The sequence below is a fragment of the Algoriphagus aestuariicola genome, assembly GCF_017254835.1.
GTDB classification, from domain to species: Bacteria; Bacteroidota; Bacteroidia; order Cytophagales; family Cyclobacteriaceae; genus Algoriphagus; species Algoriphagus aestuariicola.
This window is the reverse complement of record NZ_JAFKCW010000001.1, coordinates 218,272-242,647: the sequence shown is the minus strand read 5'-3', so window position 1 is coordinate 242,647 and position 24,376 is coordinate 218,272. Positions and strand designations below refer to the sequence as shown.

The window sequence follows — 24,376 nt, the reverse complement described above, 5'->3', positions numbered from 1 at the left end:
CGCGTGTAGCATACAAAGCACCGCAGGAATAAAATTTAGCTTTTGTCCTTCTGCGCACAAATTTGTTCGCCTAAAGCCTAAAACAACTGCCAAAATCCGCTGATTTCCGTCGTTTTGGAGGATTTTCAATGGCACAAAAACTGCGAGTAGCTTTTGGCATCAAACAACACTTTTATGAGCTACATCGCTATACCCATCCCCCGCGAAGCCGGCAAGCAGGACATCCAAATCGAAGTCACTGTGAACAACGAAAAACAAGCGCTTCACTACAAGGTTGAACTGTTTTACTGGGACGATTGCAAAAATCCGCAGGGGCACCGGGCAGACTGCATTGCAGAGTTGCTTGCCAAGCACGATCCCAACTGGACCGTCTACTACATCGGTGCTCCGACCGAACAGTTTGTACCGATCACTTTTGTGGAGAAAAGAAGCAAAAGCAATCTGTCTATGAGCTATTAACTCACTGTTTTTCCAATTTTTCGACAAATCCGGGCTTCAGGTTCATCTCCCTGTCAAAAAGCAGCGGGTAATTGGTCCTTCCCCTGACTGGCCAGTTGTTAAGCCAACTCTTGCCATCATGTAGACCCCAAAAGGTCACGCGGGAGATTTTGTCCGAATGATTGCTGAAAAGCTGGAAAAGAGACGAATAGCGATCAATCAAGCGAGCTTCCACGGATTGGGGTAACCCATCGGGATAAGGATTCCACTCTGGGGAGGCCGCGTAGTTGACATTGAGATCAGCTCCTTCGCCCCTACCTGGCCTCGGCAAAACGTCGACATCGAGTTCGGTAATCATGACCTGGAATCCGGCCGCGTGAATCTCTAAAATAGCCTGCTCAATCTGATCCAGACCCGGCGAATCCAATCGATAGTGGCCCTGCATGCCAATTCCGTCTATTCTGATGCCTTCGCTTCGCAGTTCTTCCGCCATGGCAAGGATTGCCCTTCTTTTCGCCGGTATCCAGACATTGTAGTCGTTGTAATATAGCTCTGCGTCAGGATCCACTTCATGGGCCTTGCGAAACGCGGCTTTGATAAAATCTCTGCCCGCTATTGTGTACCAGTGGGTATTTCTCCAGGAACCGTCATCTTCAAATGCCTCGTTTACTACGTCCCAGCCGTCAATTTTTCCACGGTATCGACCAACCAATGTATCGATGTGGTCTTCCATCCTTTCTATCAAGGCTGTCTTTTCCAAAAGCTTTCCTCCTGAATCCTGAAATACCCAAAGAGGCGTTTGTTGATGCCAGACTAGGGTGTGTCCCACAACAAATGCCCCTAGCTTTTCTCCCAATGCAACGTAGGCATCCCCATATTCAAATCGGTATTCTCCCATTTTGGGATGCACCGGCCCCCATTTCAGACCGTTTTCCGGACTGATTGAATTGAAGTGTTTTGAAAGGAGTGAGTCGGCCCCGAGCTCCGAACCATTGACTTGACCCAGGTTCAGAGCGGCTCCTATGTAAAAATCCTCTTCGAACAGATCTTTTAGTCCCGCATCAGGGGTTGTGTGAAGAGGGGCAAAAAGCAATACTAGGCCACAAAGTAGAGAGGAATTTTTCATGAGGATATTTTTTTATTGAAGTCAAAAATCAAATGCAGGTCGGCCGCCGCTATAATCGGCTCCCGAGTCGACATGTTCAACTCAGCGCCATGGCGAGCGTAGCTAGTCTTTGCCACTCCCCTTAAACTGGTCCTCCTTATAGGCAAAGAGCACATTGAAGGTAGTCAGAGAGCCATAGCAGCGGGTAATGTACTGTTGCAGATTGACTCTGTCTTCGTCGTCCAGTTTGGGGTGGTTGTTGATATTCTGTTCCAACACGCGGAGTTTTTCCCGCACCATCACGATCTTCCTAAAGAAGGTCTCCAATGGCACTTCCTTCGCTTGAAGGCTCTTGTCCGAGGGTTCCATGATCAGCTTCCCCCCCATCCATTTCCCTCCCAACGGTACCAGCGGTGTTTTCTCAGAGGTCGCCATCAGTGCTTCTCGGATCGCCTTCTCCACATCCCTAATCGTCAACATCGGGAAATCCGGCATTTTCGCCTCTTCGACCGTGTAGCCTTCATAGTCACGAGCTAGCGTTTTGACTTCTTCCGAAGCCGTGAAGTAAATCTTGTAATATCCGGAATCCACCGAAACGATGACTCCTGAACCAAATTTTGGGTGGCTTATCCGACTGCCCACCCCGAGTTCGTTTGCTGACATCCTGTGTTGATTTTCTCTCAAAATAATCAAAAAATCTTCCTCGAGATGATATCCTCTATAGTATTGGCCAGCCAGGCACGGCTTGGGGCCTATTGCTTAAAAGAAAAGTTAGTATGTTGTCCTAGGGTCAAAATCTGTTCTACCTACAAAAAGCTTTGTTTGATTTAATTATCGATTATCAACTTTCTGATCCCTTATTGGTCGGTTTTGGTATGGTAAAGTAGAAGGAAGTCCCCTTGGAATAAACCGACTCAACCCAAATTTTGCCCCCAAGGCTGTCTATGATTTTCTTGACGATAGCCAGTCCCAAGCCGGTTCCGGTATACTCTTCCTTGGAGTGAAGACGCTGAAAAATGACGAAAATTTTGTCAAAGTACTCTTCCTTGACCCCTATCCCGTTATCTTTCACCGCGATCAGCCAGTGCTCTCTCTCTTCTTTGCAAGAAATCAAAATCACGGGTGGTTCTTCTTTTTTGCTGTATTTGAGGGCATTCCCGATCAAATTCTGAAACACTTGTAGTATCGGGGACTTAAAGCTTGTGATCGTTGCCCGACCTTCGAATTGGATGCGGGCATGTTTTTCCTCTATCAGTTGCGATTGCAGTTGGGCGACATCTCCTATCAATTCTTCCAATTTGATTTCCTCCAATACTTTCTCCCCCTTTCCTACCCTGGAGTATTCCAAAAGATCAAGAATAATCTGCCTCATCCGTACCGCTCCATCCACTGCATAGTGAATGTATTGCTGCGCTCTGTCATCCAGTTCGTACCGGTACTTTCGATCTAGAAGGGAAAGAAAGCTCGATACCATCCGCAGCGGCTCCTGCAAATCATGCGACGCAACGTAGGCAAACTGCTCCAAGCCGGAGTTGGAAATTGCCAACTCCTTCGCTTGGCGCTTCAATTTTGCATTGAGTTTTTTCAACGATTCCTCAAACTCCCGGCGCTCCGTAATATCTGTCATCGCGCCGATGATTCGAATCGGGACACCGTTAGGCTGGCGGGTGAAGATGGCGCGGTCCATTACATAGGCGTAGGTTCCGTCGGCTCTTTGAAAGCGATACTCCTCATTCCAGCTCGTCGTTTCCGGGGATTTATTGGATTTTTCCATGCTTGCTTTGATCCGCTTTCGGTCCACGGGATGGATCCTACTTATGAAAAAATCAAAGGTTGGCTGGAGTTTTTCCAAGTCGTATCCAAAAAGCGTTTTAAATCCCCTGCCCCAATACAACTTGTCCTCAGCAAGTTGGGCATCCCAGATGGCGTCATTAGTCGCTTCCGAAACCCGCTCGAAACGGTCGTTTGATTTTTTGATCTCTTCCTGGGCGTTCTTGTTTTCGGTGACATCCTTGAAATACACCGTCAGACCCGAATCCGAAGGAAATGCCGATACGGAAAACCAAACTCCGAAGGCTTCCAAGTAGTTTTCAAAATGAACCGCATGCCCGGTATCCAGTGCCAACAGAAATTTTGAAGAAAACTCTCCCAACTCTTGGGTTTTGAAGAAATCCCATAAGTTTCTTCCCAGGATTTCCTTGCGGGGCACGCTGAGCAGAGCCTCCGCCTGCTTATTCCAATAAGTCACGGTAAAGTCGGAATCCACCGCAAAAAATCCGTCCCCAATACTTTCCAGTATCGTATTTCGCTCCAAAAGAAGCCGCTTGAGATCCAGCTCGGATAGTTTGCGGGCATGGATATCCTGTACACTTCCGAATGCACTCAATGTTTTGCCCCCCACATGGACAGCTTGGCCTATGCAGCGAATCCAGCGATGGTCCCCGGTACCCGATATAAGTTCAAGCTCCACGTCGAATCCCTGGCCGCATTGAATTAGGTTTTCTATGCAAAGCCTTGCTGTCTCTTGGGATTGTCCGGCAAACATCTGGTAGACCCTATCCAGTTTCATCCCACTGAGGCGGTCCAAGCCCAGTATCGACCGGGTTGACATTGACCAGTTGAGCAGTAGGGGATCCACTGTCAGATCCAATTCCCAGCTGCCAATTCTTGCCATTCTCGCGGACTGCTCAAGGAGGTTTTCGAGGTTTTTCCTATCTGTCACGTCCATGACCAAGCCATCCCAAACGATAGATCCATCCGCCTTTCTGTTTGGCGTGCCTCTACCCTCCCTCCATCGTATCCTGCCATCCGGACTCAATACTCTCCATTCGCAATTCCAGAAGCTAAGCGAAGACGCTGAAGCCTCCAAGCTATCTCTGAGCATTTCCAAATCCCCCCCTCTCGCAATTCTGGACCACACCAGTTCACTGTCCGACATGCATTCTTCCGGTGTGAGCCCCAACAATCGGATGGAGCCGCGACTCATATAGGGAAATTCATCCGAACCATCCGGCTTGCGGACGTATTGGAATATCACACCTGGGATGCTATCCGACATGCCTTTGAGGCGCTCTTCCATCTGTTTCCGCTCTTGGATATCTTGGATGGACCCGACTACCCTTACAGGACGGTCCAAAAAAAACTCCGCTTGTCCGATCGCCCTTACCCATCGCTCTTTTCCGGTTGCGGTGATTATCGGGGCCTCAAAGTCAAACTTCTCCCCTTTCTCGATCGCGTGCGCCACGGCACTTGACACTGCCTCTCTGAAATCCTCACGGTAGAAAGTAATCCCCTCGGCGGTAGAAGCTGTGAAATTGGCGGGGACCTCATGGATCTCCTGAGTGATGGGTGACCATAGAAGCCTGTCGTTGGGTATATCTATTTCCCAAGCTCCTACCCTAGACAGCTTGGATGCATTGGCCAACAAAAATTCCATTTTCTTTAGATCGGTCTGATCCCTCAGAACACCAATCATCCGGACGGGATTTCCCCGATCGTCCCGAATGATGTAGGCAGACTCCTCCACGTAGGCAAAGGTTCCGTCTTCCTTCAAAAACCGGAACCGGTTTTGCCACTTTTGCGCCGATGGATCAGCCATAAAATTTGCCCATTCCTCAGCCTTCTCGCTGCTGTCCACTGGGTGCATGAGGCTGGCCCAAGTGTCGAGGTTGAATTCACCTGCTTCATACCGGTGACCAAAAACACGGGTCAAACTTTCGCCCCAGTAAAACTTATCCTTCTGGACATCCCAGTCAAAGATGGCTTCATTCGTGGATTTGTTGACCAACTCATAGCGCTCGTTGTCCAGCCTGATCTTCTCGAGGTATTCATACTGCGCCATCAAAAGCGATATTAGGCGCTGGGCGCGCTCCAAGGTGTTCAGCTCCTTTTCCCCCACTTCCCTCGGGGAGGAGTAATAGTTAGCAATAGTACCCACCACTTTACCCGACGCGTTGAGTATGGGAAAAGACCAGCAGGCGCCTATGCCATACTTCCTGGCGATCTCCCGATAGTTTTCCCATCTGGAATCTTGAAATACATTCGTTGCTAGCACTTTTTCCCCATAGTAGGCTGCCGTACCACAAGAACCCTGGTTTGGCCCGATTTGCACACTCTCGATTGACTGCACCAACTCCGAATCTAGACTTGGGGAGACAAAGTTTTTCAAGCGGCCATCCTCCACTTGGAGTATAGAGGCTTTCATGCCCGGGATCAGCGATTCGAGCTGGAGAAGGTAACTTCGGTAAAGTTCCTTTTCATTCGTACTGGTCACTAGACTGGACTCGATGAACTCCTTTTCGATGTCATGGAGCTTTTCAAAAAAATTCATCCGGCTCATGTCCATGAGAGCGCCAACCACCCGAATCGGCTTCCCTGACTTGTCGGTTTGCTTGATCGACCTGTCTCGGATATAGGCGTAGGTTCCATCTCCTTTCAAAAGGCGATACTCCCGTGTCCAAGTGGTGACGGATGGATTCTCCATGGCTTCCCGAAATTCGCACACTGCCTGCTTGAGATCTTCGGGATGGATTCTGTCTCGGATTAGTTGGAAGTTTTCTTCCTCGTCACCCAACCTAATGCCAAAATCTTCCTCAAAGGTCTCGCTGATAAAAACCTTGTGGGTTTGTGGATTGTAGTCGTAAATACTCTCAGAGCCGGCTTTGAGTGCTAGTCTAAACCGATCATTGCTCTGTTCCAGTGCTTTCTTGGCGATGACCATCGCCGTGACATCGACAGAATTGACGACGATTCCCCGTATATCCGGATCATCCAGCAGATTGGTAGCAACACTCTGTACCCATCGCCAACCATCCGCCTGATGCCGAAAACGGAATGGAAGTCCCCTGACTTGCTTTTCCTCTCGTATCCTGTGAAAATCCACTAGGATGATTGTCGCATCCTTTGGATGGATAAAGTCGAAAGCGTTTTTCCCCTCCAGCTCTTCCACACTGAATCCAAGGTAGTTTTGAAAATTGGGACTCAGATAGCTGAATATGCCTTCTTCATCGATGACACACACCAAATCCGCACCCTCTTGAGCCAGTTTTCTATAGCGATTTTCGGCGCTTTTGCGCCGCTCCTCTGCCAAGACCTGCCTCGACACATCTTTGAAATTGTAGACTATGCCGTTAATGATGGGATTATCAAACAGATTGGTAAGGGTACCCGAAACGTAGCGCCAACTGCCATCGAGGTGGCGTAGTCTCGATACATTGTCCCGGACCGCTTTCCCCGGACTCAATAGCGATTCCTGAAACCAGCCGTCAAAATACCGCAGGTCGTCGGGATGAACGAGATTCCGAATAGGCTCCGCTACCCGCAGGTCAAGTTTCCTTCCGAGAATCCTCGATACCGACTCGGTTTCAAAGTGGGATCTGCCATCATGGTTCAGAATCACGATCGCATCCTCACTGTTTTCCAGGAGCGTTTCGAATTTCTTTTCCCTCAGGTAGACTTGCTCGTAGGCGATCACATGCTCGGAATTGTCGATAAGCGTACCAAAAAGCCAAGGCCCCGATTTTCCGTCCGGTGTAAGTTTGAGCTCTGCCCGCTCGAGAATCCATACCCAATATCCCTTCTTGTGCCTCATCCTAAGCTCGCATTCGTAGCGAGGCAGCCTCCCCTCGAGATAGTCTGCAAGCGCCCGTTTCGATTCCGCTAGGTCTTTGGGATGAACAAGCGAATCCCTGACCTGTAGGCTAAGGTCTCCCAACTCAGTCGTCGAATAACCTATTATCTCCGCCCATTTTTCATTTACTAGGAATTCTCCGGACTCCAGGTTGCTTTCCCAGATACCCATCTCCGCTGAATCGATGACTCTGAGCAGCCTGTTCTTTTCTTCTTCAAAAATCTGCCGCGCCCGCTGCTGCCCACGCTTGCTATCCTCTAAGTCTATCAGGCGACCTGCTTGTCTCGCAATTTTTTTCAATGCATCGATCTGCCGGTCGGTCAGATGCTGGGGAGAAGTGTCAAAAACATTCAATGAACCACGCTTCCCGCCGGAAGATTCGATTGGTATACTGGCAAAAAGACCAAAAGCCTCCTTTCCCCGAAATCGAGGACTCGAATCAAAACGTCGCTCGGTCCTGAGACTCGGAATAAGAATGAAACCCTCCCTTGTCAATTCGAAAATCCACCCCAAATGCGCATCAAAATCAGCATGGGACTCTTCTGTCCCGGCAATGCCACGGATGTACGGGCTACCCGCTTCCCAAGTTAAAATCAAACCAAAAGAAACACCGCAGCTATCTGCCGCCAAGGTAGCCAGCTCATCGAAAGCAACAGAGGGAAGTCGTCCCTTTCCATCCATTTCCAGCTGATTGTCCGAGTCCATAGAGTGCCTTGTTCCCACTTTGTAAAAAATTTAGACGGAATACAGGCATTAGCCTACCTGCAACCCGGCATGAATTGAAATATAAGAATAAATGGCAGGTTTTGATTTAGAAAACTAAGCCCAATAATGCCCAATCCGAATTTGGCTCTTATCCACTTGGATTCCAGCAAAAATCCCCAAATTAGGCAAGGTCCGAAGACCCGAACCCTATTTTCCTTTTCTTCAAATGAAAAAGCTACTACCCAATTTGGTCTCAATATTCCTTGGTTTCACTTTTTGGACTGCTGGAATGGTCAAGCTTTACGCAGGCCACCAATTTATCGGTTGGATCGGCCCTCCCTGGCTGGTGGAGCGTCTCGCGGAGTACGACTTGGGTCTATACGCCAGTTTTATCGCGATTTGCCAGATCACAATTGGATTTGCCCTGCTTACCACCAGGTACAAACTTCTCGGCGGCATCATGATGGTCCCGATGATCCTAAACATCCTGATGGTCACTATTTCCCAACACTGGCGAGGCACGCCCTACGTACTCGCCGTACTTCTGGCGATGGATGTCTACCTCCTATGGCAATACAGGGATTTTTTTCTCCCATTGGTAGAAGAGGGGGAAAACGGCGGCAGGCTGGCTCAGAGGAAGAAGAGATCCTGGCAGGGTCATCTGATTTGGCTAGCTGGCTTGGCGTTGCAACTGATCTCTGTCCCGGTATCGTTTGTGGGAGTGCCCGTGGCTTTTGCAATTGCAGGCTCCGGGCTCATTATCGCGGTGTTAAGTTTCAGAGTCGATTTGATTTCACTGGGAAAAACCGCAAGACAATCCGTAAATTAGTCCGAAACCCAAATCCAACAAAACCATGAAAGTAAACCCCTATCTCAATTTTGACGGCACAGCCGAAGAAGCCATGACCTTTTACAAGTCCGTCTTGGGCGGCGAATTTGAAGGCGGCGTCAGCTATTTTGGAGAAGCTCCAGGCATGGAATTGCCCGAGGAGGAGAAAAACCGTGTGATGCACATCTCACTCAAAGTCAGTGAAGACGTGGCCATCATGGCCAGCGACACCAGTCCATCCATGGGCCATGTCCTGCACAAGGGGAACCACAACTACATCTCCTTGGCACCGGATAGCAGGGAGGAAGGTGAGCGGATCTTCAATGGACTATCTGCCGGAGGAAAAATTGAGATGAACTACGAAAAAACCTTCTGGGGTGCATATTTCGGAAGTTTTGAAGACAAGTACGGCATAGGCTGGATGATCAATTATACACTGCAGCCGGGAGAGGAATAATACCGCCGAGCGAAGCAAGACCTGCCAGGACGTTGAAGTTTGGCAGGTCTTCTTATATCGTAGGTTTTGGTTCTCCAGCCGAGTATGGATACTTTTGAAGCGTAAATTCCACCTACTTTGAAACGTCTCGCTATCCTCGCCTCTGGCAGCGGCTCCAATGCCGAAAAAATTATGGAATACTTTCAGCATTCCCATCAGGCTGAAGTGGCCCTTGTCGCCTCCAACAAAACAGATGCGTTCGTCCTGGAGCGCGCCAAGAAATTCGGAGTACAAACCTTTACTTTTTCCCGCAAGGAAATGGAAGCTGGAATTTTGACCCAGAAGTTGATCGATGAAAACATCGATTGGGTGATCCTCGCTGGCTTTCTGCTCAAAATTCCAGATGAACTGACCAGAACTTTTTCGGATCGCATGGTCAATATCCATCCAGCCCTACTTCCCAAGTACGGAGGTAAAGGCATGTATGGCATGCATGTACATCAAGCGGTCAAAGCCGCCGGCGACGCAGAGACGGGCATCACCATCCACTTGGTCAACGAGCACTACGATGAGGGTAGGATCATTTTTCAGGCTTCCACTCCCATTGGCCCAGAAGATAGTCCTGAAGATATTGCCCAAAGAGTCCATGCGCTAGAGCACGCGCATTTCCCAAGAGTAATTGGTGAGTTAATTGGGGCATGAGCATACAAGCCTTGAAGCATGTTAGTTCACCGAAGATTTTGATCTTTTACCCCCATCGCATATTATTACAGTCATTTGAGCCAAAATGATCTGATGAAATACCTATTCTTTACCCTCCTTTTGATCTGCATTTCACTTGAAAACTTCGCACAAGAGACGATATCGATTTTAAAGGATAAGGACAGCTATTACGAGGAATACTACGTCCTCAAATCGGATAAAAAAACAAAACATGGGAGCTACATTAAGTTGGATAGACCAATTTACGGAGGCCTCTTTATCGAGTCATTTGGCAGCTATTCACAAGGAAAAAAAAGCGGCTATTGGGAAACTTATTATCCGAACAGAAACAACATCAAATCCAAGGGAAATTATAATAAAGATGGCTTGAAGGAAGGCCGTTGGACCTACTTTTTTCCTGAAACCAAACCATTGGATTTGTTTAGCAGCGACTCGGAAAACGGAGCTTCCTTTCAGGTGATGTGGGCCAACCCGACGACCGCACAGTCTGGCAACTACAGCAATGGGGAAAAGCGAGGGGTCTGGGATTACTTTGATGAAGCAGGTTTTCTGAGGCAACAGTTCGATCATGACAGCGACTCTCTGGTCTACTCGCACAACGCCGATCTGGAAAACATCGAAGCTGGATATATAGGTGGTGAGTTTTTTCTCAAGCAACATCTGAACGAGACATTCGATTTTCCAGCCTACCTGCAATCGAGCAACAATACAATCAGTCTCAATACGGGTATGATCATTTTTCTGTTCACGATTGATGAAAAAGGAAAAATTGTAAACATCACTGAAATAGAAGACACGATCAAGAATAAAAAGATCTACAACAGGGCACTCGCCACGACCCAAAGCCTGGACTCGAAATGGTACCCGGAGAAGAAAAACGGAACCAAACAAGCCAGCACAAAGACGATCGCATTCGAATTGCAGGTTGAGACCAAACATTCATCATTTGTGACTGACCAATGGAGCTTTTCAAACACATCCAATGGCTTTAAAATGAATATCACGGTAAAATGAATCCCCTGCGATACCACAATGGCCTGTCACCGGGCACCTTCATTGGCGAGGTTGGAAGTACCTTTCCGACATTTTTTTTAACTTGGCTTAAGTCGGAACATCCGTCTTAAACCAATGCTCAAACTTTTCAGGTCTATCCGAAAAGGACTTCTTTCCGAAAATAAGTTCAGCAGGTATCTCGTATACGCCTTTGGCGAAATCATCCTGGTGGTGATCGGCATACTGATCGCCCTTGCCATCAACAACGGCAACCAAAATAGACTCCTTGCCAAAACCGAACAGACCTACCTGCTTGGTCTGAAGGAGGAGTTTCACACCAGCAAGCTGAAGCTGACTGAGCTGATAACCGTTAACAAATACAACCTTGAAGCGGCAAAAAAAATCCTGAATTACAGCTCAGATCCAAGCCAGTCGCTGAGCGAAACTGAGTTTTCCGAACTCATGTACACAGCCTTTTCATCGGACATAGCCTTCAATCCAAACAATTCTTTCCTGATCGAAATGATCAATTCCGGGAATCTTAAAAACATCTCCAATCCGAAACTGAGAATTCTCCTAACCAACTGGACCTCTACTATGGAGGATATCACACGGCAGGAACGGGATTTGGGAATTCAGAGGGAAAGGGTGCTGGATCTCTTCCGGACGGGCAAAAACAGCCTGAAAACCGTCTTAATCCAAGCAGGCGTATATAGGGACTTAGGTCTAATGGAGGAGAAAACCCTCCCAAGCAACCTCGCCCTGCTTAGCTCCACAGAATTTGAAAACAATCTGCTGATGTTTATCCTAGCGAGCATAGCGACGGAAAACGCCCACTACGCTCCCCTGCTAAGGGATTTGGAGGATATTCAGATCTTGATTGAGAAAGAAATACGCTAAGGGCTCAAAAGGAACAAAAAAGCTTCGAGAAACCTGACTCCTTTCGACCGCGAATCTTTTCATAAGACCTGAAAAATACCTTATTTCAGGAAACACTTTCGCCCCAATTAATCAAGAATCCCCAAGGAGCAAGGCTCCAAAATGGAAGATACGGCAAAAGTCAACAGCGATCCCAACAAAACCGAAACCCTAAAAAACCCTTGTCGCAAAACCATAGGTCTGCTGACAAGACTTGCACCTATTCCGATCGCAAAGTCTAATCTTTGAGCTCGGTTGTATTCCGCTTGATTCTCTATATGCGTTTTGTTTTAATAATTACTGCCAAAATTCTGCTGATAGCCTCGCTGTCCAGTCTATCACTTTGGGCTTCTGGACAAGGGTTTGACTCCAAGTTTGAAGCCGTCTCTCCGAAAAAGACTAAAGTTACCTTCAAAAACCAGCTGATAGAAGACCAGAAAAACAACATCCTGCGCTACGAGTATTTTTACAATGGCGGAGGTGTCGCAGTGGGGGATCTGGATAATGACGGCCTGGACGATATTTTCTTCACGGGCAACATGACCGGCAACAAGCTTTACCGCAATCTTGGTGGGCTGAAGTTTGAGGATATGACCAAGGCTACGGGAGTGGAAGGCAAAACCGCCTGGACCACCGGAGCGAGCATGGCTGATGTCAATGGCGACGGCTTGCTGGACATTTACGTTTGCTACTCCGGAAAAGACGATCCAGAAAGCCGAAAAAACGAGCTTTGGATCAATTTGGGAGATTTTGGATTTGAGGAAAAGGCCGAGGAGTTTGGTATCGCCGATCCTTCCAATTCCACCCAGGGGCTTTTTTTTGACTTTGACCGGGATGGAGACTTGGACCTGTTTCTTCTCAACCACCATATCCAGGTCATCAATACCCTGGAGTTTGAAGCCGTGCGCAAGGAAAGGCATCCCTACGCAGGCGACAAACTGTACGAAAACATTGGTGGGAAATTCGTCGATATCAGCGAAAAGTCCGGCATCAAGGGCATCGCATTAGGCTTCGGTCTTTCCGTGTTGGCCTCCGACATCAACGGGGACGGCTGGCCTGACCTGCTGGTGACCAACGACTACATCGAGCCCGACTATCTCTACCTCAATAACGGCGACGGAACTTTTTCAGACCGCCTCGTGGAGAACTTCCAACATATCTCCCACTTCTCAATGGGGGCAGACATAGCGGACATCAACAATGACGGTTTGCCCGACGTCTTCACCCTAGACATGCTTCCCGAAGACAACGAGCGACAAAAACTTCTCTATGGCCCGGAAAATTATGAGCAATATGCCTTGATGCTGAAGCAGGGCTTTCACCACCAAAACATGCGAAACATGCTCCAGCTCAACCAGGGCAACGGGGCATTTTCGGAAATAGGCCAGATGGCGGGTATTTCAAATACCGATTGGAGCTGGTCGGCACTCTTCCTCGATGCGAACAACGACGGCCAAAAGGACCTCTTCGTTACCAATGGGTACTACCGCGATTACACCAACCGGGATTTTCTGAAATACAAAGGCGACTATTATTTCAAACAGGCCATAGATGGACAAAAAGCAGACACCCTCCACTTGGTCACCTCCATGGGTTCCACTCCTGTCCATGACTACTTTTTCGAAAACGAGGGAAACCTCCAGTTTGCCGACCGATCCGAATCGGCTGGATTTGCTGCGAAAAACTTCTCCTCCGGAGCAGCCTATAGCGACTTGGACAACGACGGGGATCTGGATCTTGTCGTATCGCACCTGAACGAAACCGCAAGCATATATGAAAACAAAAGCGAAAAAGGCGATTGGCTGCAGGTAGAATTGAGGGATAGTTCAAAAAATACCTTTGCCGTGGGAGCTGTTCTTACGGCTTTTTCCAAAGAGAAAATCCAAAAACTGGAGCTCTATCCTACTCGGGGCTTTCAATCTTCCAGCACCTATCGCCTTCATTTTGGCTTGGGCGAAAGCTCACAGTTGGACAGCCTCCAAATCCTGTGGCCAGATCAGTCTATCCAAACACTCTTCAAGCCAACCTCTAATCAAATACTACGAGTAGAAAAGGCCAGTACCTTGCCCAGGTACCAATCAGCAGCCAAGAAGACCGGTTTATTGGCGAAAGTCTCCCCCATGACGGATTTCGCTGCGGCGACTTCTACTCTGAATGACTTTAAACGCCAACCTCTTATGCTCACCATGCCCAGCCACCTAGGTCCGATAATGGCAAAATCAGACGTAGACGGAGACGGGATGGAGGAATTGTTCGTGGGTGGCAGCAAGGGTAGTCCGGGAAGAATCTACGCCTACCAAGACAGCACTTGGACTCCCTATCGGGGCTTTCGCTCCGCGGCAGAATTCACGGACGCAGTTGCCCTTTTCGAAGACTTCAACGGAGATGGCAAAATGGATCTTTTCCTCGGCAGCGGAGGCTATCACGACTACACCAGCGAAGACGCCTCTTTGAGGGATCGCCTTTTCTTGAACGACGGCAATGGCGTATTTGTCCCCCAGGCAAGTTTTCCCGACTACCGCATCAGCACAGGTGCAGCGGCCGCGTTGGATGCAAATGGAGATGGCTATTTGGATTTGTTTGTGGGCGCCAGAATTATTCCTGGACGATATCCTGAGATCCCCACTTCCAAACTACTCCTCAATGATGGAAAGGGCGCGTTCACTTTGATAGAGGACGCATTGCCCCATGACGGAAAGCTCGGGATGGTCACCGCCTCAATAGCCCAAGACCTGGATGGAGATGGCATCGACGACCTCATTCTAGTCGGAGAATACCTCAGCCCCCTAGCCTTAGTCAATCGAAATGGACGGTTTGAAGATCAGTCCGAAAAATATTTCCCAGACAAACTTTCCGGATGGTGGAGCAGTCTGGCACAGGCAGACATTGACGGAGACGGAGACCTCGACCTCATTGCCGGGAATTTTGGGCTAAACAGCCAGCTGGTCGCCAGACCGGACAAATCCCTACGACTCTACGCCGCAGATTTTGACCAAAATGGCAGCATCGATCCGATCATGGAGTGTTTCGTTGACGACGACTACTATCCCTTTGCCAGTAGGGATGAATTGCTGGACCAAATGGCAGGCATGCGAAGCAAATTCACCAACTATGCCGCCTACTCCAAGGCAAAGCTTGGCGATCTCTTCACGACCGAGGAGCTCGCCAAAGCCCAAAAGCTGGAAGTAAACACTTTTGAGACAATGTATTTTGAAAATACATCTACAGGGTTCGCAGCCCATCCTCTCGCCCGGATCGCGCAGAGTTTCCCCACCTATGCCATCCTAGTCACCGATCTCAACGGGGACTCAAAACCTGATCTCGTCTTGGGCGGCAACCAGAGCCAAAACAGAATCCGTATTGGAAAGATAGATGCAGGCTTGGGGCTTGTGTTGCTCAATGAGGGACAAGCACAATTTAGGCCTCTGAGCCCAACTGAGTCTGGACTATGGATCAAAGGGGACATCAAGTCCATTCTCGAGCTGAGCTTGGGAAATCAAAAGACCTTGGTATTTGGACTAAACCAACAGCAACCTGAGTTTTACCAAAGAAGATGAAAGAAGTCGTCAAATGCCTCGTCGCCTTGGCTATCAGTTTTTTTTACTGCCAAGTCAGCCTGGGGCAAAAAAAAGTCAACGACTGGCCCCGGATCTACGCGGAGCAGCATTTCCATATCACCGAGGTCATGGTCACCGATGTGGCCAGTCCACCGGTGGCTGCCAGGATCTATGCCTATGTCAACCTCGCCGCCTACAGAGTCCTGCAAGAGTCAGGAGTGGAATTCAGAAATGGTGACTTACTAGCCCAGTCCAACATCCACGAGCAAAGCGCTCCGCTGTCTTTGCAGCGCATCGACTCTCCGGAATTTGCCGCGATCTACGCCATGCTTTTGGTTGGGGAGAAAATCATGCCCTCTGGCTACCTTCTAAAAGAAAAACAGAAGGTCTGGCAAACATGGGGGCTGAAATCAAAAACGATAAACAAAAAGAACCAAGACACCCATCTGCAGTTTGCCCAGGCTGTAGCGGACCAAGTCCTATCCATCGCCAAAAAGGACGGCTATCTCCAACTCACCGCATTGACACGCTACACCCCAAAAGAGGGACCAGGCTATTGGTATCCAACGCCTCCTGCCTACATGGCTGCCATAGAGCCGGAATGGAAAACCATGAAGACATTTTTCCTAGAAAACCTGAGTGAATACGATCCGGCTCCCATGGCCCCATTCGATCTTCAACCGGGTTCTTCCTTTGAGCGGCAAATGACCGAAGTGTATGAGCGGGTCAAAAACCTCAGCGAGGAAGAGCGTCTGATCGCAAACTTCTGGGATTGCAATCCCTTCAAGGTGGAATTTGCGGGCCATATGGCCATCGGTGTGAAAAAAATCTCGCCCGGGGGACACTGGATGGGCATTACAGGTATTGCTGCGCAAAAGGCCGGACTGCCATTTGCCGAAACTGCCTATCTCCATACGCTGGTGGGAATGGCACTTCACGATGCATTCGTGTCCTGTTGGAAAGCCAAATATGACACCCACCGAATCCGCCCTGAGACAGTGATCAACCAAACGCTAGACGAAACCTGGAAACCTATTCTGCAGACACCCCCATTTCCGGAATATACCTCTGGACACTCAGTCGTCAGCAGCGCTGCATCCAGCCTTCTCACATCCTATTTTGGAGATGGATTCGGATTTATTGACAGCTCAGAAGTGTATTTTGGCCTGCCTGAGCGGGAATTCACCTCTTTCAATCAAGCTTCCGAGGAAGCTGCTATTTCTCGGCTGTATGGAGGCATCCATTTTAGGGACGCCATCGAAAACGGAGTTGCCCAGGGAAAAAAGATCGGCAAATCAATCTGGGAGAAAGTGGGGAAATAGATCAGGGTTTGGGTGGTCTAAAATAGGCGCCTTTTGGTTTTCGCCCCACCCCCTAAAACTAGGAGGTTCTGGATCACTCCAGAACCTCCTTTTATTTTTAGATTCGATTAAAAGAAAAATCAATTTCCTCCATCCCACCAAACCTTGGTAGTCCAAGTGTCGCCACCCATTCGAGAGGTCGCATTGGACAATCCGGAAGGGTTCGTAGAGCTCTCGGATGCAGGGTAGAGTTGTCTAGTTGGAATCTGGCCAGAAGAGAAGTTACCGGTATAATTCACCGGAGTTAATACCGGATAGCCCGATCTTTTCCAGTTGTTCCAAGACTCAACGAAGTTGGCAAAGATCCCGGTGGTAGCCCAGATTTGCTCGTTGATCATCTTGAGCGAGGACTCGGCACTGCTGGTATCCAATGGATTGGCTGCAGCAAAAGCCGCTGCAGCAGAAGGAGCGATGGATGCTCCGCCAAACTTGCCTATGGAAACTAGAGCCGCTTCCACGCCGGCAGCATAGTAGCTAGAGGCGGTACCCGGCACTGAGAATCCTCTTGCGGCTGCGTCGGCCAGCAGCAATTGGATTTCTGAGTAGGTCAGAATAAAAACAGGAGCATCTCTGTCCCGGTAGATGGCTGTTGGCCTAGAATACTTTCCTATCGGTGCCACATCCGCGCCCGTTCCGGTAGGCCCTGGATAGTTCGGAGCATTGACAATATCGGTGGATCCACCTCTCATGTCGTAGCCATTTGGCATTCCAATCTGAGCGCTCGGATCGTTGTTGCCCGGAGTAGTGCTCCTGTTTGCAGCCAATCCAGCTCCTGGGACTTCCGCAATTACTGGAAGCCTAGGATCATTTTTTGACTTCAGGAAATCGATCAGCTTATTTGACCACCTTACCTCATACACGTCATCTATTACGTTGAGCGCATTGGCGCTTGAGTTGGCATAGCCATTCACCTGATCCGACACCAATACGGCCTCGTCGTCGATGGACGCAAACACCCCACCAGTGATTGCCTTTTGCACATAGGTCTGGGCAGTCGAAGCATCGACGTCCACGAGTCTCATCGCCATACGCAGCATAATGGAGTAGCCAAGCTTTTTCCATTTCGCCAAGTCTCCTCCGTACAATACGTCGTTTTTGATCTCCCCCCCTGCATCGTTGATGGAAGCAAGCGCGGCATCGAGATCAGCAAGCATAGCAGTGTAGGCTTCCTGCTGAGAATCGTACTTTGGCTGGGTGATCCCCGCTTCCGCCTGCAAGGCTTCTGAATACGGGATATCGCCGTAGACATCAGCAACGAAGGACAAGGTCAAGACCTTCCAGATTTCTCCCACCGCGACCAAATTGCCGAAGCCTTTTTGCTCCGCCAAACTCTGCATTTGATATACTCTTGAAGCTGCCGCAAAGCCATCATTCCATACACTCTGGATGTAGCTGTTTGTACTTCCGGATGCCACGTACTTGTCAGCATTGGAATAGTAGTTTGCACCACCTGTGGAGGTGGAGGCCATCACTTGTACCCACATGCTTTGGAAAAGTATGGCCCCGGTATAGCCGGTCATCATGTTCCCATAGTTGTAGGAAACCGTGGGTAGGATCAGGTTTGGATCAAAAACGCCTCCATCGGCTCGGTTGGGATCAGTGTTGATATCTTCAAAATCGCCATCACAACTGGAGACGGCCAACAATGCGCCCGTAAGGAATAAACTAATATATTTTTTCATTTCAATTCAATTTGAAGTTGAGATTAAAGCCAAATGACCTGGTACTTGGGAGATTGGCTCCTTCTATGCCGGTGTAGTTGATGTTGGAGCCAAAACTTGCTTCAGGGTCGATATTGTCAGCCTTTCTCATCAAAATTGCGAGGTTTCGGGCGACCAAAGAAACTTCCAGTCCTTTCAACACCGGAGTATTGCCAAACCATTTGGATGGCAGCGCATAACCCAAGGTCAGTTGTCTCAGCTTGATGAAGTCACCATCAACGACACTGGTACTGGTCACATTCTGCGCAAGCGCCCGGTAGTAGGCCTCGGCAGTGGAGGTGACTCCATCGTTAGTGACGCCGCCCTCTCTGCCTTCAAGCGTGATCTGATGCAAGCCTCTGAAGATCGAATAAAACTCAGTGGCGGAAAGCACCTTGTTACCGAAGTTATAGTCAATCAGGAAGGAGAACATGATTCCTTTGTAGCTGAACTCGTTGCTCCATCCTCCATATAATGTAGGCAGAACAGATCCCATGTTGATCAATTCTCCACGAACCGGAAGTCCTGAAGCATCCACTCTGATGCTGCCGTCCTCGTTGTAGGCATAGTCATAAGCCCTGATCTGAGGTCCCGCCTCTCCGACTACATAGGCAGTCACCGCATTGCCAAGCGTAGCCCTGTTTTGCCCAAGATTGACCGGATTGTTGTTGTTGTCGGTACTCAGTACTTCATTTTTCACTTTGGAAAGGTTGAAGGAGGTCTTCCAAACAAAGTTTGGACTCTGGATCGGCGTACCTGTCACCAACACTTCCAGGCCCTTGTTACTGGTAGATCCAGTCGCCACTACTGCACTGTTGAAGCCAGAGGCGATGCTGTAGCTGGCATTCATGATTTCATTGTGGGTTTCCTTTTCGTAGTACGCGATATCAAAACCCAGGCGGTTGTTGAAAAAGCTAAGGTCTACCCCAAATTCTATCTCGTCAGTGGTAAAGGGCTTCAAATCCAAATTTGGTAGGCTCGTTGGCGAAGAACCCGCCGGTATGCCATTAAACGCATTGGCAGAGCTGTAGTAAAAAGCTGTTTGATAGGCTTGGAACGGTTCCCCGCTCGTAACCGCATAAGATGCTCTGAGCTTACCAAAGTCCAAAGCCGGCATATCCAGCAGCTGGTCGAATACGAAGGCTGCGGCCACAGATGGAGAGAAAATGCTGTTGTTGTCCGTAGGCAAAGTACTGTACACATCGTATCGACCTGTTGTGGTCAGAGTCAGGATATTGTTGAAACCGAATCCTACAGAGTAGTAGGCCGAATGCACCTCGCGCTCATTGTACTCATAGGATCTTGAGAAAGTCTCCACGTTGAAGGGCGAATAAAGATATGGGAGTACAAATCTGCTCCCTCCAACTCCGACGGATTCAAACTTGTTGTTTCGCAAATTTGCCCCGGCAAGCGCATCCAAGGTAAGGTTCTCCGCAAGGTCAAACTTGGCTCCCAAAATACCGTCAATGTTGAACTCTGACCTCTGGGACTGGCCGCGACCTCCCAGATTACCTTTCAGGTCGGCTGTATAGGCGAGTCCGGTGGGGTCGACACTGAAAAAGTCATCATTGGAGACGTCATTCCCGAGACGGACCATCGCAAAGATGTCCTTGGTGAAGGCATACTTGGTCGAGAGGGCGGAGATAGTTCGCTTTCTGCCTGCATCGTTCACCCCTTGGTTTACAATGAAATAAGGATTGGTGACGTAGATATCGTCGCTAAAGACAGTTTCCGCGCCGGTTTCAGGATTATAGCCTGGGGCGAAAATACTCTGGCTAATGTTTGGCGCCAACATCAGAAAGTTGTTCGGGTTTTTTGGACCGTCACTCAAAAACGGGATGTTGTTCGAGTTTTGATCAATGTAATTGATCATGGCAGACACATTCAGCTTGTCGGTGATGTTCTGATCCACATTCAGATTGATGCTCAGCCTGTCCATTCCACTGTTTGGCACGATTGATTTGGAGCTTAGATTGGATACAGACATTCTAAATGATCCGTCCGTTCCCAATCCCTTGGAGATAGACACCGTGTTGGTAAAGTTGGATCCCGTGCGGTAGAAGTCGATGTACCGGTCGTCCGTGGGTGAATAGGGATACTGGTTTCCATCAAAACCGACTACAGAACTACCGTCGAGCGGTGCTCCCCAAGCCAATCTCCCAGTTGTCTGGGCATCGGCAGCGGTTGCGGGTTTTAGACCTCCCGTACCCTGTCCGTAGACCGTCTGAAAATCCGTGAAGTCCACTGGCTTTTCAGCCATGTAGTTCATGGTATAGTCCAAAGACCAGTCGCTGCCCTTGGAGCCTTGTTTTGTGGTAATCAAAATGACACCATTGGACGCTCTGGAGCCATATAGCGCTGAAGCTGCTTGCCCCTTGAGCACCGTCATGGTTTCGATATCGTCCGGACTGAGGTTACCAATACCATCCCCAGTGTCGCCTCCGCCCCATTCACCGGCTGACCCACGCTGGGTGTTGTCCATTGGGATTCCATTGATCACATACAATGGAGATCCGGTACCGCTGATACTTGGAAGACCACGCAGCGTGATCTTGGAGGTCCCGCCTGGACCACTATTGGTTCCCTTCACGACCAAACCGGCAACTCGACCGGCAAGGGAGTTTGCGACATTTGGTTCTCTAGCCTTGGTCAAGGTTTCGCTGCCCACAGCCGTCACAGAATACCCCAAGGTTTCCTTTTCCTTGCTGATACCTAGGGCAGTCACGACAACTTCGCTCAAATCACTAGCTTCCTCGTCCAGGACTACGTTGAGCTCAGTTTGGTTGCCCACCGTAATCTCTTTGCTCGAAAAGCCAATAAACGAAAAGACCAACACGGATTGGTCCGTCACAGAGATCGAGTACTCACCATCCACATTAGTGGTGGTCCCCGACTGGTTACTCCTGTCCAGGATCGTCACTCCTGGCAAAGGAAGGCCGTCCGAAGACGCTGTAACCTTCCCTCTCAATACCCGCTGTTGACCGTAAACTGAGCTTGACAGGCTCAGCAACACAGCCAAGGCGAAAGCAATCGGTAAAAACTTTCTCATAACTGGTAGTAAATGGTTAGAAATAAAATAAAAGGCTATCCGAAAACGGATGATGTACGAAGCGGAGATCCAAAAATATCTCGCAACATGATTCTATGTCAGGATGAACAAAAACTCATCCCACGTACGGTCAGATTGGGGCGGCAGACGCTAAACCGTTCCTGAGTTCAGCTCGTCTGTTATCTTAAAGCTAGAAAAAATGACTGTTGCTTACAAAATGAATTCCGGATATTTTTAGCCCAAACAATAAATCTTTATTAATTTTTTTACACAAACCGAAGGCTATATCAGTTAATTTTAAATTTTTACAAGATTCTTCAGTTATTTTTTGTACTTGACTGGGAGCTAAACTCAAAAAAAACAGCTTTTCACCCTCTTCTCGTAAAAGTGTCGGCAATATCCGTCCGCATTATTCAAATTTTCAATCACCATCCGAAAAAACCAACAGACGAGGACACGGACCAAAGCTCTCATCGAACGCTATAAGAGGATTGAAACCAAAAAGGGAAAACTCCTTTCGAAATTTTCCCTCCAAAGAAGAAATGAACTGAAAAACACTTTTGAAGGGCAGTAGCGGCCGTCGCCATTTTCAATCTCGGTTGAATACAAACGCAACAGCCGTAAAAAGGCTTACGAAGCCCCCACCCTACACAAAATGGGGCGCATTGGCATTCTAGACAAGTGTAACCAGCTCCTCTTTTGGCGTTCTCACTTTCTTCATGTTGACCAGCCAGTCTTTAGTCTCGTCACGATAACCCAAAGGAAGGACGATCACGCTTTTGAGGCCTTTTTCAGCAAGGCCAAGGATCTCATCCACTGCGGCATTGTCAAAACCCTCCATGGGAGTGGAGTCCACTTTCTGTTCCGCAGCAGCTACCAATGCACTTCCTAAGGCAATGTAGGCCTGCTTGGCTGCATGGTGAAAGTTTTCTTCGGCAGACTTCACGCCCATCATCCCTATCAGACGAGTCCGGTAGGCATCGGTGGCACTATTTGGCAAGCCCCGCTGTTTGTTGCTTCGTTCAAAGACCTTGTTTATCCGCTCCTCGGTGTATTGATCCCAAGCGGCAAAAACCAAAACATGGGAAGCATCGGTGACTTGGCTTTGATCCCAAGCGACGGCACGGAGCTTTTGCTTCACTTCCGGATCGGTGATGACGAGAACCTCATAGGGCTGAAGTCCTGAAGAAGAAGCCGTCAGTTGGATAGCTTCAAGGATGTAGTCGACTTTTTCCTGTGGCACTACCTGACCATTCATGGCTTTGGTGGCATAGCGCCATTTCAGATTCTGGATTACGTTCATAACAGTTGGTTGAATGCTGACATTTTAAATGTATATACACATATTAACCGTCTCCATTGCCTCAATAGTTCCTGGAAATTAAAAAAACCGGAAGAGGCAGCAGCTTCCAAAATGGTTAAGGGAGAATTCATCATAGGAACCTCCACTTATTTTTCCCTGTTCTTTGACTAAATTGAAATTCTTGGCGACACCTTCTGGAAACAGCCTCTTTAGCTTTTTGATATTCCTGAATGAATCCTAAAAACGTCAGTCCACAAGTAAAAAAAATCCTTCCCGGCATCCTGGCCACGTCCATTTTCATGCAGATGCTGGACTCGACGATCCTGAACACCTCCTTGCCGGCCATTGCGCAGGATCTCAACGAATCTCCGCTCAACATGCAAAACGCCATTATCAGCTATGTGCTGACTTTGGCTTTGCTGATGCCGATCAGTGGATTTTTGGCCGATAAGTTCGGCACCAGAAAGGTCTTTATTGCGGCCCTGTTGCTCTTTGCACTGGGCTCGCTTTTTTGCTCCCTTTCCCAAAGCCTCACCCAACTCGTCTTTGCCAGGGTCTTGCAGGGAGTGGGCGGGAGCTTGATGACCCCTGTCGGCAGGCTGACACTGATCAAGACTTATCCCAAAAATGAGCTCGTCAAGGCCATGAACTATGCGATCGTCCCGGCTTTGATCGGCCCAGTGCTTGGTCCTTTGGTCGGAGGCTATATGGTGGACTACCTGTCTTGGCATTGGATCTTTTTGATCAACTTGCCCATTGCGTTTGTTGGGATTGTGTTGGGACTGAAGTTTATGCCGGATTATAGGTCAAAGATCCTCGACTTCGACTTGAAGGGATTTCTTTTCTTCGGAGCTGCTTCGTTTTTGCTGTCCATTTCCCTGGAGCTGTTGGGAAACACCGTCCACATCACCCCTATCCTAGCAGCTTTGGTCTTGGGCTTTTTGATGCTGTATTTCTATTACCGGCATGCAAAAAAAGAAGACAACCCCATCTTTCCGCTGAACCTTTTCCAAGTCCGAACCTTTCGCGTCGGTATCCTGGGCAACCTCGCTACCCGACTTGGAATTAGTTCAGTTCCATTGCTTTTACCCCTGATGATCCAGATCGCGTACGGAGAATCCGCGGTGGTCTCCGGTTGGATCGTAGCCCCGATGGCACTGACGGCGATCTTTGGCAAGACTGTCGTGATCCGGATTCTCGATCGCTTTGGATATCGAAACACCCTCATGGCCAACACCATGATTATAGGAGTATTGATCTGTTCATTTGCGATTCCCGGGCTCCATACTTCGATCTATTGGCATCTGCCCATCATCGCGCTGCTCGGCTTCTTCAACTCCATCCAGTTTACATCGATGAATTCCATCTCCATCGCGGACCTTAGAGGGTACCACACGAGTAGCGGCAATTCCCTAATTTCGGTAAACCAACAGTTGGCAATCGGCTTCGGTGTGGCATTTGGATTGATTGTGCTGAAGTTGTTTGAAGGAGATGTGCGACTGATCCAAAACGAAATCCACAATGCTTTCCGTTATACCTTCTTGGTGATCGGCAGTCTGACCATCTTTTCTGGCTTGGTATTTCGCAGACTCCACTTCAGGGACGGGGAAAATCTAAAAGCCTAGTAAGA

The 24,376-nt window shown here is 48.8% G+C and carries 15 protein-coding genes; 9 read left to right on the top strand and 6 right to left on the bottom strand.

Annotated features, from left to right (window positions below; genetic code table 11):
- Window positions 1-174 precede the first annotated feature (174 nt).
- On the top strand, window positions 175-459 hold the full coding sequence (locus tag J0A67_RS01040; RefSeq protein ID WP_206567417.1) for a hypothetical protein: 285 nt from the start codon (window positions 175-177) through the stop codon (window positions 457-459).
- A gap of 1 nt (window position 460) precedes the next feature.
- Here J0A67_RS01040 and J0A67_RS01035 read toward each other — a convergent pair whose 3' ends face one another.
- The 3 genes from J0A67_RS01035 to J0A67_RS01025 form a co-directional block, all read right to left on the bottom strand.
- Entirely contained in the window at window positions 461-1,564 is a 1,104-nt protein-coding gene (locus J0A67_RS01035) for an endo-1,4-beta-xylanase (RefSeq protein WP_206567416.1), read from the bottom strand.
- A 102-nt stretch (window positions 1,565-1,666) separates the two neighbouring features.
- On the bottom strand, window positions 1,667-2,206 hold the full coding sequence (locus J0A67_RS01030) for a DUF8685 domain-containing protein (RefSeq protein WP_206567415.1): 540 nt from the start codon (window positions 2,204-2,206) through the stop codon (window positions 1,667-1,669).
- 178 nt (window positions 2,207-2,384) lie between these two features.
- Window positions 2,385-7,895 (bottom strand): PAS domain-containing protein, encoded by a 5,511-nt coding sequence (locus J0A67_RS01025; protein WP_206567414.1) that lies wholly within the window; start codon window positions 7,893-7,895, stop codon window positions 2,385-2,387.
- A 208-nt stretch (window positions 7,896-8,103) separates the two neighbouring features.
- Here J0A67_RS01025 and J0A67_RS01020 point away from each other — a divergent pair, with 208 nt between their 5' ends.
- From J0A67_RS01020 to J0A67_RS00990, 7 genes are all read left to right on the top strand, one after another.
- Window positions 8,104-8,706 carry a hypothetical protein gene (locus J0A67_RS01020; RefSeq protein WP_206567413.1) on the top strand — a complete coding sequence of 201 codons (603 nt, stop codon included), beginning with the start codon at window positions 8,104-8,106 and terminating at the stop codon, window positions 8,704-8,706.
- A 25-nt stretch (window positions 8,707-8,731) separates the two neighbouring features.
- Window positions 8,732-9,163 carry a VOC family protein gene (locus J0A67_RS01015; RefSeq protein WP_206567412.1) on the top strand — a complete coding sequence of 144 codons (432 nt, stop codon included), beginning with the start codon at window positions 8,732-8,734 and terminating at the stop codon, window positions 9,161-9,163.
- A gap of 117 nt (window positions 9,164-9,280) precedes the next feature.
- Window positions 9,281-9,844, top strand: a complete 564-nt coding sequence (gene purN, locus J0A67_RS01010; RefSeq protein WP_206567411.1) for a phosphoribosylglycinamide formyltransferase — start codon at window positions 9,281-9,283, stop codon at window positions 9,842-9,844.
- A 93-nt stretch (window positions 9,845-9,937) separates the two neighbouring features.
- Window positions 9,938-10,879, top strand: a complete 942-nt coding sequence (locus J0A67_RS01005; protein WP_206567410.1) for a toxin-antitoxin system YwqK family antitoxin — start codon at window positions 9,938-9,940, stop codon at window positions 10,877-10,879.
- Window positions 10,880-10,993: 114 nt separating this feature from the next.
- Window positions 10,994-11,758, top strand: a complete 765-nt coding sequence (locus J0A67_RS01000; protein ID WP_206567409.1) for a DUF6090 family protein — start codon at window positions 10,994-10,996, stop codon at window positions 11,756-11,758.
- Between the two features lie 296 nt (window positions 11,759-12,054).
- Window positions 12,055-15,333 (top strand): VCBS repeat-containing protein, encoded by a 3,279-nt coding sequence (locus J0A67_RS00995; protein ID WP_206567408.1) that lies wholly within the window; start codon window positions 12,055-12,057, stop codon window positions 15,331-15,333.
- Window positions 15,330-16,655, top strand: coding sequence for a vanadium-dependent haloperoxidase (locus tag J0A67_RS00990; RefSeq protein WP_206567407.1), 1,326 nt, complete (start codon window positions 15,330-15,332; stop codon window positions 16,653-16,655). Before J0A67_RS00995 ends, J0A67_RS00990 begins: the two co-directional genes overlap by 4 nt.
- A 119-nt stretch (window positions 16,656-16,774) precedes the next feature.
- On the opposite strand, the gene J0A67_RS00985 is transcribed toward J0A67_RS00990, so the two are convergent.
- The 3 genes from J0A67_RS00985 to J0A67_RS00975 form a co-directional block, all read right to left on the bottom strand.
- Complete coding sequence (locus J0A67_RS00985; protein ID WP_206567406.1) at window positions 16,775-18,376, bottom strand: SusD/RagB family nutrient-binding outer membrane lipoprotein; 1,602 nt, start codon at window positions 18,374-18,376, stop codon at window positions 16,775-16,777.
- Window position 18,377: 1 nt separating this feature from the next.
- Window positions 18,378-21,443, bottom strand: coding sequence for a SusC/RagA family TonB-linked outer membrane protein (locus J0A67_RS00980; protein ID WP_206567405.1), 3,066 nt, complete (start codon window positions 21,441-21,443; stop codon window positions 18,378-18,380).
- 673 nt (window positions 21,444-22,116) lie between these two features.
- On the bottom strand, window positions 22,117-22,746 hold the full coding sequence (locus J0A67_RS00975; protein ID WP_206567404.1) for an NAD(P)H-dependent oxidoreductase: 630 nt from the start codon (window positions 22,744-22,746) through the stop codon (window positions 22,117-22,119).
- Between the two features lie 230 nt (window positions 22,747-22,976).
- On the opposite strand from J0A67_RS00975, the gene J0A67_RS00970 reads away from it, so the two are divergent.
- Window positions 22,977-24,371, top strand: coding sequence for an MFS transporter (locus tag J0A67_RS00970; protein ID WP_206567403.1), 1,395 nt, complete (start codon window positions 22,977-22,979; stop codon window positions 24,369-24,371).
- Window positions 24,372-24,376: the final 5 nt, after the last annotated feature.